Source organism: Campylobacter concisus, from assembly GCF_050447445.1.
GTDB lineage: Bacteria > Campylobacterota > Campylobacteria > Campylobacterales > Campylobacteraceae > Campylobacter_A > Campylobacter_A concisus_BI.
Genome location: NZ_JALMFW010000001.1, coordinates 1,160,905 through 1,176,403 on the forward strand (window position 1 = coordinate 1,160,905; position 15,499 = coordinate 1,176,403).

The window sequence follows — 15,499 nt, forward strand, 5'->3', positions numbered from 1 at the left end:
AGCTTGCCAAAATTTGGCTTAACGATGCGATTTTATGAGATAAATGGCGTATGCAAAAAGTAAAATGACTGGCAAAACTATGCCGATTTCTGGCAATATCACAGAAGTTTGTGCAAATTTTGCAAGAATAAAGAGCAGTCCCCAAACGATAAGAGTTATCACAACAAAAATAAAAGTCGAAAGTGCAAGATTAAAAAATCTACCAGTTACAGGCAAATGATAGTAAAAAATGAGCAACAAAAATGGTGCAAAAAATGGTGCAATAGCAAGGTTGTAAAAAGCTGTTTTTGCGCTATCAAGGCCGATACCTTCATTCTTAAATGTCTTTATAAAATTTATCGCATCTGGGATATTAAATTTTGAGTTTTCAACACTAGCAGCGCTTTCAATACTCTTTGGCTTAAAGCCTTTTAATGCATCTAAGTTCTCACTTTGTATTTTATTAAAACCAGCCTCACCAAGCTCTAAAATTTGTGGCAAAAGAGTTTGATTAACATCTTTTAAAATCCACTCATTGTCTTTAAAATTAGCATGATTTGCAAATGTAGTTGAGAGTAAATTTGTGCCATTTATCTCAAAAATTCTAACATCATTTGCTATTTGATTCACAGAATTTAGCTCTTTTATGTAGATAAATTTGCCTTCAAATTTTAAAAATGAATCAGTCGTGCTTTTTGAGAAAGCCGTATTTTTAGCAATACTTTTTTGATAGTCGTGTGCATAGGCAAATGGAGTAAAATTTAAGCCGACATAAAAAATAGTTACAAAAAGTGCAATAAAAAATGGTGGAAAAATTAAGCTATTTTTACTAATGCCAAGCGCATAAAAGCTGATTAGCTCATTTGACCTGACCATATTTACATGTAAAATTATTAGTGCAAAAATGAGCGAAAGTGGTAAAACATAGCCAATAGCGCTAAGCGATGTAAGCCCAACATAAAGGAGCTGAAGGTTAGCAGATGGTGGCAGATCTTTTAAATTTGTAAGTAGGTCAATACCAACATAAAATAGTTCAAGCGCCAAAAATACGATAAGAAAAGATTTTATATAGACCCAGTCAACGTATCTGGCGTATAGTTTCATTTGATAAGACCTTTTTTTATCGTAAATTTTTGCGAAATTTCATTGATGTCACTCTTTAGTAGCTCGCAAACTGCATTTTTTGTGTAGGCTAAAATTTCATCTAAAGCCTTTTTCTCCTCATCACTAAACTCTCCAAGAACAAAATTTTTAGCATCACCAAGGTGCCCAATGCCAACACGCACCCTTTCGTAGTCATTGCCTATTAGTCCATCGATCGATTTTATGCCGTTATGGCCGCCGCTACTGCCGCCTTTTTTAAATTTAACTGCACCAAAACTAAGATCAAGGTCATCGTGTATTACGATTATTCTATCTGGTTTATAAAAATCTTTGACCACTTTTACACTTTGTCCTGAGAGGTTCATAAAAGTTGTAGGTTTTAGCAAGATAATGTCATTAAATTTAAAAACTTCGCCTTGGAATTTGGCTGAGCTAACATCTTTGTAATTTGAGTCTTTTAGGAGATCTATAAGCATAAAGCCTATATTATGTCTAGTGTTTTCATATTTGGAGCCAGGATTTCCTAGCCCCGCTATTAGTGTCACAAAAGCCCTTTTTATTTAGCTTTAATAACTCCAAGTACCGCAACACGGTCAGCGTCTACAATAGTAACGCCTTTAGGAGCTGTGATGTCACGAACCAAAATAGTATCGTCAATGTCAAGTTTGCTTACATCAACGTCAAATGAATTTGGTAAATTTTCAGCCGTGCATTTTACGCAAAGACGTCTTTTTGACTGGATCAAAACGCCCTTATTTTTAAGACCAATAGGTGTTCCAACTGGCTTAACTGGGATCATATATTTTGATAAAACGCCTGGAAGTGCTACTTTTAGATCTACGTGTTTAAGATCACTTGTAACAACATCTCTTTGGTAATCAACAATAACGACATTATAAACTTTTCCGCCTACTTTTACATCAAAAGCAAGGCTCTCTTTTTTGCGTGCTTCTTTAATAAAGTCATTTACTTTAAAAGCAGCTGCAACATTCTCTAATCCCTTGCCATAAATGTTGGCGATTAGATAACCATCTCTTCTCAAAGCCTTCGCAGACTTCTTACCGATACTCTCTCTAACGATTCCTTCTAACATCGTTTTCCTTTCATAAAAAATAGGTGCTGATTTTATCCAATGCTTTATAAATTTCACATAAAGCTTATTTAAGAATGATCACTTTTGCTGTTTTGTATTAGCTTAGGCTTCTTTGTTTAAAGTGATTTCATAATATCATCAAATGCTGATACAAACTGTTTTAAACCATCGCTTAATAAATCTTTATAAACGACATTTATATCTATCTCATTATTTTTTATAATCTGGAAAAAGCTTGAGATATTTTCTTTACTAGGTACATTTTTTACCTCTGCTTTTTCTTTTATAAATTCTTTTATCGTCTCTATTGGTGCTGTATTTATAGAATTTTTATACATTAGCTCTCTAACGTAATAATCCCCTCTTAAACTACCGCCTTTTACGCCTGTGCTTGCAAAAAGCGTTCTTACATTTTCTAGTCCAAAATCTTCAATCAGGTGGTATATATTTGCAGCATTCATTATGCCAATTTGTCCCGTTGGCAAGCTCTTTACAGCCATAACTTCATCAAGCTTTCTATCAAATCTACTTACAAAAACGCTTATCACACCTTTTGGCATAGTAGTATCTATAAAGCGACTTGTATAAGCCTTACTACCTTCTTTAAAAGCTTCAAGGCAGTTTTTAGCCTGATCTGGCGAGAATATAAGCGTAGCATTTACACTAATTCCCCTTGCCATAAGCGCGCTCATCGCCTCATAGCCATCTTTTGTAGCTGGAATTTTTATCATAACATTTGGCATTGATATTAGATTATAAAGCCTGATACCTTCCTCTATCGTTGCGGCCGTATCGTCACTTAAATTTGGATCAACCTCAATGCTTACAAAGCCATCATCGCCATTTGCATAATTTTTTAACATTTTACATGCGGCGATTTTTATATCTTGAGTAGCCAAAATTTCATAAAGATCTTTTGGGTGGCGTTTATTGCTAGTTTCTATGATCTTTTTATAAGCAGGTGAAGCAAATGCTGTTTTAAAAATAGCTGGGTTGCTTGTAGCACCGTTTATAATATTATTTTCCAATAAAGAGTTAAATTCGCTTTGTAAAAAATTTCTCTCTATAAAATCACACCAAAGAGAGAATTTAGCTTCGTTGTCATACATTAATTTCTACCTTATAAATTTTAAAATTTCACGCAAATCTTTAACATCAACACAATGTGTCGCTTCTTTTTTTAAGATATCTTTTGCACAAAATGCAATGCTAAGGTCGCACTTTCTAAACATCGATATGTCATTGGCCCCGTCCCCAACACACATTATCTCGTCCTTGCCTAAATTTAATAGTCCACACAAGCGGTCAATCATATCTCCCTTTGAACTACCAAACATCATCTCTCCGCCAACTTCACCACTTAAAATTCCATCTTTATGATGCAAGATATTTGCAAAATTTGCATCAAAATTAAGTTTTTTTTGCATTACATCGGTTGCATTGTGAAATCCACCGCTAAAAACCACGACTTTGATACCCTTTTGCTTTAAAGCTTCTATTAGCTCGCCAGCTCCTGGCATTATGGGTAAATTTTTGCAAATTTCATTTACTTTTAAAAGTGGCAATCCTTTTAAAAATTTTACTCTTTTTGTAAGACTTTCAAAAAAATCAAGCTCACCGTTCATCGAACGCTTAGTTATATTAGCTACTTCTTCACTAGCATTATTAGCGGCGGCGAGAATATCTATCGTCTCGCCGTCCATTATTGTAGAGTCAAAATCAAAAACACAAAGTTTTATCAAGCTATACCCTAAAAATCACGTTTCAAAAGGCTTTCGACCTTTAAGATCGTAAGGATATTTTGATCGCGCTTACCAATACCATAAATCATGCCTTTGTCTTTTACTAAAGTCTCTGGTGGCGGATCGATCCTATTGCGGTCTATTCTGATAGCCTCCGTCAAGCGGTCTATCACAAAGCCAGCGATATTATCCGCATCTTTCATAACGATATATCTTGTGCTTGGGCTTTGTTTTGTGACATTTAGTGAAAAACGCTTACGCAAATCAATAAGCGGAATAACATTTCCACGTAGGTTAAACACGCCAAGAACGTAATCAGGCACACTAGGAACACGTGTATATTCAATAGGTTTGATTATCTCTTGGATATTTAAAATAGGTATTGCGTACTCTTCCTCACCGACAACAAATCCTACTAGCTGAACTATATCCTCATTATTTTTTAACTCAGGACCATTCATTTGCTGTTTTTGCTTGCTTAAAACTTGATTTAGTTTATTGTTCATCCCTTACCCCTAAGCTAATTTTATATTCTTTCTAACGACATTTTCTAAGTACTCGGCTGAATATGGTTTTGTAATATACTCAGTCATTCCAACTTCTACGCCACGTAATCTATCTGTTTTTGAAGTCCTTGATGTAACAGCAATAAGTGGTAAATTTCTGTACTTAGAGTATTTTCTAATTTCGCCAGCCAGTGTATATCCATCCATTCTTGGCATCTCAATATCTATCAAAATCGCATCAAAGGAGTGTTCTCCAGATTTTACGATATTTAGTGCCTCAACACCGTTTGTGGCTTCTATTATCGTTACCCCAGTTGGTTCAAGCGCTTTTTGCATGATAGTTCTATCCATTTTTGAGTCATCAACTATCAAGACTTTATAATCGCTTGGTTTTTCCTTTGCTTTTGTGCTATCTTCTATTTCGGCTCTAATATCTACCTTGATATCTTTTGCCATCTCCATCATAGCACCAACATCGATAATCAATGTCACACGGCCATCACCTCTAATAGTAGCACCAGCAATACCTGGGATATTTTGTAAATAATCACCCATTGATTTAATAACAATCTCTTCTTGTCCAACCAAAGTATCGACGATAATACCTAGTTTTGCTTCAGCAACACCGATTATTACGACATAAGTTTGATCTCCACCATCAAAAGCTTTTTCTACACCAAATACGTCAGAAAGTCTAACAAGAGATAAAACTTCATCTCTTAGCCTTAGTACATTTTTGCCATCGATCGTGTAGATATCATCAATCGGCACACGAACAGTTTCAAGAACACTAGCAAGTGGAATAGCGTAAAATTCTTCTTGCGTTCCAACAAGCAATGACTGAATAATCGCAAGCGTGAGTGGAATTTTAAGCTTCATAACCGTGCCTTTTCCAACTTCACTTTCAATATCAATGATGCCGTTTAGTTTTTCGATATTAGTCTTAACAACGTCCATACCAACACCACGACCAGATACGTTTGTAACTTTTGCCGCAGTTGAAAATCCTGGTCTAAAGATAAGTCCAAATGCCTCTTTTTCGCTCATCGCATCAGCTTCGCGCTCAGTGATGATGCCTTTTTCTATCGATTTAGATTTAAGCATGTCAGCATCTAAACCCTTACCATCATCAACTATCTCAACAACGATGTGATTACCTTCATTGTAAGCTTTTAGCTGAACAAGGCCTTTTTCTGGCTTGCCTGCTGCCTTTCTTGTCTCAGGATCCTCGATACCGTGATCGCATGAATTTCTGATGATGTGAACTAGTGGATCGCCGATCTCTTCTACGATTGACTTATCAAGCTCAGTCTCTTCACCTGAAATTTCAAGATCGATTTGCTTACCAAGATCGCGGCTAAGATCGCGTATCATACGTGGGAATTTATTAAAGACTTTTGCTATTGGAAGCATTCTTGTTTTCATAACAGCAAGCTGTATATCAGTCGTAACTAGACTTAGGCTTGAGACTACTTGATTTAACTCTTCAAGGAATTTCTCACCCTCATATCTCTCTTCCACGTCATCATAAATTTTTAATAAGCGGTTTTTACCAAGAACAAGCTCACCAATTAGGTTCATCAAGTGGTCAAGTCTTTTTACTTCAACACGTATAGTTTGTTCCTGAGCCACTGCACCACTACTTGCCGCTGGAACCTTTTTATCTCCGTCTTTTTCCTTACTCTCTGCTTTTGCAGCTGGAGCTGAAGTGCTACTTGCAGCTGGGGCTATCTCACTAGGAGATTTTGGAGCTATACCTTTTGAAGCACGCCTTGCTTGATCCTCAGCCTTTCTAACTTTTAAGAGTCTTTCTATCTCAGCTTCAACTTCTGAATCACTTAATTTTGAAAGCTCGGCATCACTTATCTCTGGTGCTTCTTCGGCAGGCGCGGCTGGCTCTGGCTCTGGTGTTGGCTCAGCTACCGGTGTGGCAGGAGCTTCAGGAGCTGCTGCTGGAGCTTCGCCTTCAGAAATTTGAGTAAGTCTTGCGCAAATGTTTTTAATATCAATGCCAGCAGCTGTATCATTTCCATGATCTCTAATGCTGCTTAACAAGCCTTTCATCATGTCAACTGACTCAAGAACTACGTCCATAATGTCTGGAGTGATCTTTAACTCGCCTTTTCTAGCTTTATTTAAAACATCCTCCATATGGTGAGTAAGCTCTGTTAAAACGTCAAAATTTAAAAAGCTTGAACTACCTTTTACTGTGTGAGCAACGCGGAAAATTCTATTTAATAATTCCAAATCTTCAGGGTTTGACTCAAGCTCAACAAGGTCATGATCTATCTGCTCAATAAGTTCGAAAGCCTCTATTAAAAAGTCTTCCATTATTTCTTTCATATCATCCATGTTTCACCTCATTTTGCAGATTTAGAATGTGCTTCAATAACTTTTAGCACTTCTTGATAAAATATGCTTGCATCAAATTTTGTAAGATACGCCGCACCACCAGCTTCTTTGCTCTTGATTTCACTAAAATCATTACTCAATGAGGAGTTAAATACTATTGGTACTTCTTTAAATCTTTCATCATTTTTAAGAGTTGAAGCAAAGCGGTATCCATCCATCTGTGGCATTTCGATATCACTTAAGATAACTCTAAGCTCTCTTGATAAGTTATCTCCATATCTTTGATAAAGCTCTTCCATTCTCTCCAAGCCCTCAACGCCGTTTTTAGCCTCAACCACGCTAAGTCCCATCTTCTCAAGTGCGTCTTTTACTAGTTTTCTAGCAGTTGAGCTATCATCTAAAACCAAAGAAACACCTTTTAATTTTTGATCGTCTGTTACATCAAATTCGATCTTTGGTGAGTAAATTCCAAGCTCTTCTACTATGCTTTCAAGATCAAGAATAAGCAAAACTTCATCATTTTCTATTCTAGTTACGCCTGTTATTTTGCCTTTATCTAAAGCGCCAGAGCCTGAAGCAAAATTTGCAGGCTCGATATCTTTCCAGCTTATACGCCTGATCCTTTTTGCCTCATGGACGATAAAACCGATCAAAATACCACTAAACTCAGCAATAATAACACGTGGCTTTATAACTACGCCTTCAGTTGGCTCAATAATATTCATCCATCTTGCCAAATTTATGACAGGGATCACCACACCCCTTAAATCAAAAATTCCCTCGATATACTCGGGAACGCCAGGAAGCTCTGTAAGATTTGGCATCTTAATGATCTCCCGCACCTTTGCGACATTGACTCCGTATATTCCTTCATATACTTTGTTTTCGGTCTTTTTAAAGATACGAAAATCAACAAGTTCCATCTCGTTTGAGTCCGTTTTTAGTACGTTATCTCCAAACATCAATGTCCTTTCAAACTCATTTTGAGCAAATTTAATTTTTGCTGGGCGTATTCTACAACAAAATAACTTTGCTCGCATGCAAAACAAGGTAAATTTATATAAAACTTATCATAAATATTAAATTGCCTACCTTGATGATAATGCCCTTCTATTATTATATTAGCGTTGTAGCCGCGTAAATGCCTACTCATCAGCTCTTCAAAATTAGGGATTTTGTAGTCTAAATTTTTCTTAGTAAGCCTAGCTAGTATTGATTTTGATATTTTAAAATGTAAAAATTTATCCAAAGCATTCATAAATTTTAAAAACCATTTTACACGTAAAAATCTAAGTGCGTATTTATCTATAAAAGGTAAAAATATATCACCATGTGCGATCTGGACGTGCTCTTCATTGATCGTCTTAAAATTTGCTGGCTGTGCGGAAATGTCATAGATTTTGACATTTTTATAGCTTTGCACCTCGTGTCCATCCCAAAAATCTCTTGTTTTATTAAATAAATTTGAAAGCCTAAAGTCGTGATTGCCCTCAAAATAAAAGATTTCTATTTTTTCTGAAATTTTATTTATAAGTCTCAAATGCTCGGCGTAGAAATTTATAGTGTATTCGCTCTCACCACTTAAAAAATCAAACATATCGCCTAGTAAAAAAATTTGTGGCGGCTCTGGGATTTTTCCGCTATCAATGGCGTGCAAAAATTTTAAAAAACCATCTCTCTTTACATTTTCGTGTGCGTCGCCTATAAAAATCGCACCATCTTTAATAATGGGTGTGTATAAATATTCACTCAAATTTGGCCTTAACTAAAAGATATAAATTTAATCCATTCATGAGCCAAAAGCCTACGCACTGACTATTATCAAGCATGACTTTTGGCTCTAGCGATATCACTTTTAAGATTTTTAATTAAATTTTATAGGCTTGTAGCAAATCTTTACGATCTCAACATCACCTCTACCCTTTGGTAAATTTAGCACCACTTCATCGCCCTCAGCCTTGCCCAAAAGTTGCTTTGCAAGTGGCGAATTTATCGAGATATAGCCTTTGTCAATGTCGCTTTCACTAATACCAACTATCGTATATGTATGCTCTATTTCAGTTTCCTCGTCCATTATCGTAACACTTGAGCCAAACCTAACTCTATCATGCTCGTAGCTACTTGGATCGATCACTTCGGCATTTGCAAGAAGTGAGCCTAGCTCTGCTATCCTAGCATCTATAAAAGCTTGCTTTTCTTTGGCAGCATGGTACTCGGCGTTTTCTTTTAGGTCGCCGTGACTTCTTGCAATATCTATCTCAGTTACTATTTGAGGACGCTGCACAAGCCTTAAATCCTTTAGTTCAGCTTCTATTTTTTCATATCCGTATATTGTCATTGGTTCACTCATTTTTTACTCCATATTCTTTAAAATTTTTACTACATTTTTGCTGCTGCCATGTGACAAATACTCTCTCAATTCATCACAGCCTTTTAAAAATTTCTGCCTATCGCAGCTCTCATAAGCTCTTAGTAAATTTTCAACTGTCGCAAATTCTTGTATAAACTCCTCATGAAGTGGCTCTTTGCCCATGAAGTCAAACATTATATTTGCAAGTCCTGCGTGCTTGATCTTTACAAATTTCCTAGCAATGAAAACATCTATTGCTTTTGCCTTGTAAGCTAGCACAAATGGCGTACCAATGAGTGCTGCTTCAAGCGTAGCCGTACCTGAGCAAATAAAGGCAAAATCGCTATCATACAAAGCCTCAGGCGTGTTTGTGATGGTCTCAAAGTCGCTTGTGTCACCATAAATTTCATCCACTTTATCAAGCAAAAATGGTGGCACGACAAGTAGCCTCCTAGCCTCTATCTTTTTAGCAAGCTCCCTATAAACTGGCATAAGTCTTGAAATTTCAGACCTTCTTGATCCTGGCAAAAACGCCACTTTGCCGCTACTGCTTAGGCTAGTTTTTTTTAGCCTTATCTCATCCATCAAAGGATGTCCAACATATGTTGAACGGCTGTAAAATTTAGAGTCAAATGGCAGGATCGAAGCAAGGTTGTCACAATACTTCTCGACTATACTCACTCTTTTTGGCTTCCACGCCCAAACTTGGGGCAAGATATAGTATGTCACGGCCGCCTTTACCCCAGCCTCTTTTATCGCCTTTGCAAGAGGCAAGTTAAAAGCTGGACTATCGATAAGTAGCACTGCGTCGGCCTCTTTTGCCATCTGGCTCATCACTTTCATCGCTTTTTTTGCTTTTAAAATGAGTGGCAAAACCTCAACAAAGCCCATCGCAGAAAACTCGCTGCTTTTCATATATGGCGTGCCAAATTCTTCGCTAAAAATTCCCATTAGTTCAAATTCGCCCTCGAAATTTTTCAAAATTTCTTTTAAGTGCAAATTTGCCGATGGCTCAAGAGCGGAGACTAAAATTTTCATTTTCACACTTTCGATTGGTCTTTTTTTAGGGGCATTATACGCAAAAATTCTTTAAAATTTTAAGAAAGCTGTGATAAAATCCAAGCCTCTAAAGGATAAAATTTGAAAGAAATTTTGATAACAAATGACGATGGATTTGAGGCAGCTGGACTACTTGCTCTAAAAGAAGCTTTGAGCGAATTAAAAGATGTAAATGTCACGATCGTAGCTCCAAGCTCAGAAAAGTCAGCCTGCGCTCACTCGCTAACTCTCACGAGACCGCTTAGGTTTATCAAGCTTGATGATAACTTTTTTAAACTTGATGATGCAACGCCTAGCGACTGCGTCTATCTCGCACTTCACGCACTTTATAACAAAAAACCAGACCTTGTAATAAGTGGTATAAACCACGGAGCAAATTTAGGTGAAGATATCACCTATTCTGGTACGTGTGGAGCTGCCATGGAGGGGATTTTGCAAGGTATTAGAAGCATTGCATTTTCGCAATTTTATGCAAATAACTCATTAAATGAACTTGGCTTTAATCTAGCAAAAGAGGTGGTGAAATTTATCGTACCAAAGGTGCTAGATGGTGAAATTTCGCTAAATCAAAGAGAATTTCTAAATGTAAATATTCCAGCTGTAACTAGCAAAAATTTCAAAGGTTACTCCGTCGTACCAGCTGGCAAACGCACTTACACCACGCATGCCACGCTTAATCGCAACCCAAGAGGCATCGAGTACTACTGGCTTGGAAACGCTGCGCTTGAATACGAAAAAGGCGAGCCAAGTGACATCAGCAAGGTAAATGAGGGCTTTGCCACGATAACGCCCATAAAACTAAATATGACTTCATATGAGAGCTTGGAGAGTCTAAAGGGGAAATTTGATGCAAAATGATAGATTTACAAGGATAAGATGGCTCTTTGGCGAGGATGGTTTTAGTAAACTTCAAAGCGCAAGAGTGCTAGTTTGCGGAGCTGGAGGTGTTGGTGGGATGTGCATGGATGCGCTTGCTAGAAGCGGGGTCGGAAGCATCACTCTAATCGACAAAGACATCTTTGACGTAACAAATCAAAATCGCCAAATTTATAGCGAAAATGTTGGTGGCGTAAAGGTAGAGGAGTTTGCCAAAATTTATCCTTGCATCACGCCTATGCAGATGCTCATCACACCTGAGTTTGTCGCTGGTTTTGACTTTAGTAAATTTGACGTGGTGATCGATGCTATCGATGATATCACCGCCAAGATCGCCCTTGCAAACGCAGCAGATCCTAGCAAATTTATAGCCTCGATGGGTGGTGCAAAAAGGGTCGATCCTACAAAAATAAAGGTGGCTAGTGTTTGGAAAACCTCGGTCGATCCGCTAGCTAGAAAATATAGATATGAGCTAAAAAGATCGGGTTTTATCGGAAATTTCGACGTAGTTTTTTCGGTCGAAGAGCCACTTTGCAAGCCACTTGGAAGCTTCATGGGTGTGACTGCCTGCTTTGGGCTAAATTTAGCCTCATTAGCTGTTAAAAAGATAGTTGGGTAGTAAGTCAAAAATTTATTCTACAAGCAAAATTTCAAATTAGAGCTGGCATTTTTGGATATAAATTTAATAGCCAGCTCTACAAAACACGAATTTAACAACCCAAGATGATAATCTAGCAAATTTTAAAATTTATGGGCGAGTAATTTCGGCTCTAAAATTTGAGATAAGCGGTAAGCGAAGCCAAGATTTTTAATCGAAACACTAACCCATAAGCCCTAAATCTTGGTTACAGCGTGGAAATCGCTTTTTTAGTAACAGGGGCTTATGGAAATTTTATAAAATCAAAAGAGAAAAACGAAACAAGACAAGATAAATTCTCTTTGATTTTATGGAAGTATCATACAAATTTTAGTAGTCAATTCTTGCGAGTGAATGAAAGTTTAAAATTTACAAAATGGCTTGATTAAATTTGCAATTTTTTATTCAAAAGGGAGGCAAATGGACTTAATTTACTTCTCAGGCTCGCAACTGCGTGGCAGACACGAAGTCCATCCCTCATCCCCCTTTAATCCCCCAAATCCCTCGCACATTCAAGGGGCATACTCTAGTGCTTCGCACTGCATGCGGTCTAAACTCTATCAAATTTTAAAATTTACGAGCGAGCATATCATACTTCTAAATTTAGTGGCGAATGTTTATGAGCCCCAAAATTAGTAAGTTGCTAAGGCGAGTGAGTAAAGATTTTAAAATTTGTAAAGATAGTAAAATTCTATTTTTTAAATAAAGACTTTGAATTTTAAAAATTTATATATTTTTTTGGATTAAATTTAAAGTAGCCAGCTGCAAATTTAGCAGCCAGCTAAAATTTTAGTTTTTATGTATGCGAAGGTAGCTATTTAGTGCTCCAACATAGGCTTTTGCACTTGCCATCATAGTATCTATGTCAAGTCCATGGCCTATTACAGCCGTGTTTCCTTCAAATTCGACCTTGACATCAACTTTTGCAAGCGCGTCTTTACCCTGCGAAACGGCCGTAACCTTGTAGTCTTTTAGCGTGCCATTTATGCCGCTAATGCGGTCAATAACTTTAAATATCGCATCGGCAGTACCATTGCCAAGAGCTGAGTCACTGATGATCTCATCATTGTGTTTTATACTAATTGAAGCGCTTGCAAGGCTTCCACCACTACTTTGAAGAAGAGCCGTGATCTCATAAGCTTGTGGAATTTTTGTAATCTCTTCAGCCACAAGAGCCCTAATATCGTCATCAAATATCTCTTTTTTCTTATCAGCTAGCTCTTTAAATTTTTCAAATGCCTTATTAAGAGCATCGCTATCAAGGTCAAATCCAAGGCTAGCAAGCTTATCTTTAAACGCGTGGCGACCGCTATGCTTACCTAGAACAAGGGAATTTTTCTCAAGGCCTATACTCTCAGCGCTAATTATCTCATAGGTCTCTTTGTGTTTTAGCACGCCGTCTTGATGTATGCCACTCTCATGAGCAAATGCGTTTTTACCAACGATAGCTTTGTTTGGTTGAGGCTCAATGCCTATAATACTAGCAATCAGTCTTGAAGTTGGATAAATTTCTTTTGAGATGATGTCCGTATAAAGTGGAGCAAAGACGTCTTGGCGGGTTTTGATAGCCATCACGATCTCTTCAAGCGCAGCATTTCCGGCGCGCTCACCTATACCATTTATCGTACCTTCGACCTGCCTTGCACCAGCTTTTATAGCCGCTAACGAGTTTGCCGTAGCCATGCCTAAGTCATTGTGATTATGCACAGAGATTATCGCTCTATCGCCTACAAATTTTACTATTTCACTAATGCGAGCAGTTATCTCTTCAGGATATAAATAACCAACTGTATCAGGGATATTTAAGGTTTTTGCACCCGCATTTATGGCAGCATCACAAATTTCTTTTAAAAAGCTCATTTCACTTCTACAAGCGTCCTCGCAGCTAAACTCCACATCATCGCAAAAGGTTTTTGCGTATTTTATAGACTCGACTGCACGTTTTATTACTTCATCTGGGCTCATTTTTAGCTTGTACTCCATATGAATTGGGCTTGTCGCTATAAATGTATGAATTCTCTTATTTTTAGCTGGAGCCAATGCCTCGCCAGCTGCCTTGATATCACGCTCAACTGCGCGTGCAAGAGAACAAACCGTGATATTTGAGGCTTGCTTTGCTATTTGATTTACCGCATCAAAATCCCCTGGGCTTGCTGCTGCAAATCCAGCCTCCATAACATCCACGCCAAGCCTTTCAAGCTGAAGTGCGATCTGTAGTTTTTCGGCTGTATTCATCGATGCGCCAGGGCTTTGCTCACCATCTCTTAAAGTCGTATCAAAGATTATAATTTTATTCTTATCCATTTTTGTCCTTTTTTATTTTTTATATTTAAATTTTAAATTTAATGAGTTAAGTAAAGAGAAATTTGCTACCTAAGTAGCAGCAGTAGAGAGTTTTTGATTTCGATTTTTGGTAAAAATTTACGTGATTTTATAACGCCATTTTCGCTCATTCGCTCTCCTTTTTTTTGGAATTTTTACTAAACATTATAGTGGCTCTTACTATGCCATAAAGCGTATAGACGCTCATAACCAAAGTCGCACTTTCAAATGGATATAGATAAAGTATCGAAAACGCAACTACAAGAGCTACTAAAATTCTTATCACATGGGTTTGTTTTAAATTTATTTTTTTAAAACTTGGATAGCGGATGTTGCTAACCATTAAAGCTGCCAAAGTAGCTTCAAGTAGTATCAAGCACCACTCAAATCCCTCTAAAAAAGTATAGTCGATATAAATTCCAACCCAAAGTACGCTCACAATAGCTGCTGATGGTATAGGAAGTCCGATAAAAACATTTGGCTCATATGTACCAGTAGTGACATTAAAACGAGCAAGCCTGATAGCTCCAAAAACCACAAACATAGCAGCTATAAGCGCTCCAAATCTGCCAAAATTTTTACCAATAGTCAAATAAAATAAAATCGCTGGCGCTACACCAAAAGCAACAAGATCTGCAAGACTATCAAACTCTACCCCAAATTTACTAGTTGTCTTTGTAAGTCTAGCCACACGTCCATCAAGTCCGTCTAAAATAAGCGATAAGATTATATAAATAATGGCTTTAAAATAGTTACCTTGAATAGATGAAATAATACTAATAACACCCAAAAAAGCACTAGCTGCTGTAAATAAATTTGGCAAGATATACATTAGTTGCATCTTTTGTATGTTATTCATCTCTTTTTCCCTCTTCAAAATATCCCAAAAGTGAAGCAGCCTTTACGCTTTCTCCAACGCTTACACATATCTTAGCATCTCTTGGCAAGTATAAAATCACCTCACCACTTCCTAAAAAACCAAATTTTCTAGATGCTTTTAGGCTAGTAACATTTGAAATTTCTAAACTTCGACTGAAAGCTCCAGCTATAATTTTCATAACAAATTTTATATTTTCTTTTTCAAAGCGAATAATAGCTCTTTCATTTAAAAATTCTGAAATTTTCATAGCTTGGCATAAGAATAAGCCATGTCTTTTGCGTATTTCAGCTACTTTTACATCACTTACAGCCCTTAATGTACCAACATCAAAAAAAGATTTTTTTATGACGATCTTAGCTACTTCGTTATTGTCAAAATTTGAAGCACTGATCTCTTTTATCTTGCCATCAATTGGCGATAGTAAAGCCAATTTATCATCAGAAAATGGCTCTCTCTCAGGATCTCTAAAAAAATAAAGCCCCAAAAAAAGTAAAATAGCAAAAAAAAGTGGCAAGATCCCAAATAGCAAAGATAAAACAAATAAAATTAGAAAAAATAATATAAATTTATATCCTGCTTTCGCGATATAGCCACTCATT

General features: G+C 37.0%; 16 protein-coding genes. 2 read left to right on the forward strand and 14 right to left on the reverse strand.

Annotated features, from left to right (window positions below; all coding sequences use genetic code 11):
- Positions 1-18 precede the first annotated feature (18 nt).
- The 11 genes from MTT30_RS05975 to lpxB form a co-directional block, all read right to left on the reverse strand.
- Positions 19-1,083: an LptF/LptG family permease gene (locus MTT30_RS05975; RefSeq protein WP_429801325.1), complete on the reverse strand. Its 1,065-nt coding sequence runs from the start codon at positions 1,081-1,083 to the stop codon at positions 19-21.
- Positions 1,080-1,628, reverse strand: a complete 549-nt coding sequence (gene pth / locus MTT30_RS05980; RefSeq protein ID WP_429801326.1) for an aminoacyl-tRNA hydrolase — start codon at positions 1,626-1,628, stop codon at positions 1,080-1,082. Before pth ends, MTT30_RS05975 begins: the two co-directional genes overlap by 4 nt.
- Before the next feature lie 11 nt (positions 1,629-1,639).
- Positions 1,640-2,176, reverse strand: coding sequence for a 50S ribosomal protein L25/general stress protein Ctc (locus tag MTT30_RS05985; protein WP_021091684.1), 537 nt, complete (start codon positions 2,174-2,176; stop codon positions 1,640-1,642).
- Positions 2,177-2,292: 116 nt separating this feature from the next.
- Positions 2,293-3,285, reverse strand: coding sequence for a transaldolase (locus MTT30_RS05990; protein ID WP_429801327.1), 993 nt, complete (start codon positions 3,283-3,285; stop codon positions 2,293-2,295).
- Between the two features lie 6 nt (positions 3,286-3,291).
- On the reverse strand, positions 3,292-3,918 hold the full coding sequence (serB, locus tag MTT30_RS05995; protein ID WP_085658146.1) for a phosphoserine phosphatase SerB: 627 nt from the start codon (positions 3,916-3,918) through the stop codon (positions 3,292-3,294).
- An 8-nt stretch (positions 3,919-3,926) separates the two neighbouring features.
- Positions 3,927-4,424 (reverse strand): chemotaxis protein CheW, encoded by a 498-nt coding sequence (locus MTT30_RS06000; RefSeq protein ID WP_072594427.1) that lies wholly within the window; start codon positions 4,422-4,424, stop codon positions 3,927-3,929.
- Between the two features lie 9 nt (positions 4,425-4,433).
- Positions 4,434-6,776, reverse strand: a complete 2,343-nt coding sequence (locus MTT30_RS06005; protein ID WP_429801328.1) for a hybrid sensor histidine kinase/response regulator — start codon at positions 6,774-6,776, stop codon at positions 4,434-4,436.
- A gap of 8 nt (positions 6,777-6,784) precedes the next feature.
- Positions 6,785-7,738 carry a chemotaxis protein gene (locus MTT30_RS06010; RefSeq protein ID WP_087577569.1) on the reverse strand — a complete coding sequence of 318 codons (954 nt, stop codon included), beginning with the start codon at positions 7,736-7,738 and terminating at the stop codon, positions 6,785-6,787.
- Positions 7,738-8,529, reverse strand: a complete 792-nt coding sequence (locus tag MTT30_RS06015) for a UDP-2,3-diacylglucosamine diphosphatase (protein ID WP_429801329.1) — start codon at positions 8,527-8,529, stop codon at positions 7,738-7,740. Before MTT30_RS06015 ends, MTT30_RS06010 begins: the two co-directional genes overlap by 1 nt.
- A gap of 111 nt (positions 8,530-8,640) precedes the next feature.
- Positions 8,641-9,126 (reverse strand): transcription elongation factor GreA, encoded by a 486-nt coding sequence (greA, locus tag MTT30_RS06020; RefSeq protein WP_429801330.1) that lies wholly within the window; start codon positions 9,124-9,126, stop codon positions 8,641-8,643.
- Between the two features lie 3 nt (positions 9,127-9,129).
- A complete protein-coding gene (lpxB, locus tag MTT30_RS06025) occupies positions 9,130-10,164 on the reverse strand; it encodes a lipid-A-disaccharide synthase (protein ID WP_429801331.1) in 1,035 nt (344 codons plus the stop codon).
- A gap of 102 nt (positions 10,165-10,266) precedes the next feature.
- On the opposite strand from lpxB, the gene surE reads away from it, so the two are divergent.
- Positions 10,267-11,043 carry a 5'/3'-nucleotidase SurE gene (gene surE, locus MTT30_RS06030; RefSeq protein WP_429801332.1) on the forward strand — a complete coding sequence of 259 codons (777 nt, stop codon included), beginning with the start codon at positions 10,267-10,269 and terminating at the stop codon, positions 11,041-11,043.
- Positions 11,033-11,680, forward strand: a complete 648-nt coding sequence (locus tag MTT30_RS06035) for a tRNA threonylcarbamoyladenosine dehydratase (RefSeq protein WP_429801333.1) — start codon at positions 11,033-11,035, stop codon at positions 11,678-11,680. The genes surE and MTT30_RS06035 overlap by 11 nt, the downstream gene beginning before the upstream one ends.
- An 807-nt stretch (positions 11,681-12,487) precedes the next feature.
- Here MTT30_RS06035 and MTT30_RS06040 read toward each other — a convergent pair.
- The 3 genes from MTT30_RS06040 to MTT30_RS06050 all read right to left on the reverse strand — a co-directional run bounded on the left by MTT30_RS06040 (position 12,488) and on the right by MTT30_RS06050 (position 15,498).
- Positions 12,488-14,002, reverse strand: coding sequence for a 2-isopropylmalate synthase (locus MTT30_RS06040; protein ID WP_429801334.1), 1,515 nt, complete (start codon positions 14,000-14,002; stop codon positions 12,488-12,490).
- Between the two features lie 145 nt (positions 14,003-14,147).
- Entirely contained in the window at positions 14,148-14,879 is a 732-nt protein-coding gene (gene pssA, locus MTT30_RS06045; RefSeq protein ID WP_429801335.1) for a CDP-diacylglycerol--serine O-phosphatidyltransferase, read from the reverse strand.
- Positions 14,872-15,498 (reverse strand): phosphatidylserine decarboxylase, encoded by a 627-nt coding sequence (locus tag MTT30_RS06050; protein WP_429801336.1) that lies wholly within the window; start codon positions 15,496-15,498, stop codon positions 14,872-14,874. Before MTT30_RS06050 ends, pssA begins: the two co-directional genes overlap by 8 nt.
- Position 15,499 lies beyond the last annotated feature (1 nt).

Excerpts from the sequence above, each read along its gene's own strand:
- MTT30_RS05985 (WP_021091684.1), bottom strand. The coding sequence starts at position 2,176 with ATGTTAGAAGGAATCGTTAGAGAGAGTATCGGTAAGAAGTCTGCGAAG.
- pssA (WP_429801335.1), bottom strand. The coding sequence starts at position 14,879 with ATGAATAACATACAAAAGATGCAACTAATGTATATCTTGCCAAATTTA.
- MTT30_RS06050 (WP_429801336.1), bottom strand. The coding sequence starts at position 15,498 with ATGAGTGGCTATATCGCGAAAGCAGGATATAAATTTATATTATTTTTT.
- MTT30_RS05990 (WP_429801327.1), bottom strand. The coding sequence starts at position 3,285 with ATGTATGACAACGAAGCTAAATTCTCTCTTTGGTGTGATTTTATAGAG.
- MTT30_RS06005 (WP_429801328.1), bottom strand. The coding sequence starts at position 6,776 with ATGGATGATATGAAAGAAATAATGGAAGACTTTTTAATAGAGGCTTTC.
- MTT30_RS06000 (WP_072594427.1), bottom strand. The coding sequence starts at position 4,424 with ATGAACAATAAACTAAATCAAGTTTTAAGCAAGCAAAAACAGCAAATG.
- lpxB (WP_429801331.1), bottom strand. The coding sequence starts at position 10,164 with ATGAAAATTTTAGTCTCCGCTCTTGAGCCATCGGCAAATTTGCACTTA.
- greA (WP_429801330.1), bottom strand. The coding sequence starts at position 9,126 with ATGAGTGAACCAATGACAATATACGGATATGAAAAAATAGAAGCTGAA.
- MTT30_RS06035 (WP_429801333.1), top strand. The coding sequence starts at position 11,033 with ATGCAAAATGATAGATTTACAAGGATAAGATGGCTCTTTGGCGAGGAT.
- MTT30_RS05975 (WP_429801325.1), bottom strand. The coding sequence starts at position 1,083 with ATGAAACTATACGCCAGATACGTTGACTGGGTCTATATAAAATCTTTT.
- MTT30_RS06040 (WP_429801334.1), bottom strand. The coding sequence starts at position 14,002 with ATGGATAAGAATAAAATTATAATCTTTGATACGACTTTAAGAGATGGT.
- MTT30_RS06010 (WP_087577569.1), bottom strand. The coding sequence starts at position 7,738 with ATGTTTGGAGATAACGTACTAAAAACGGACTCAAACGAGATGGAACTT.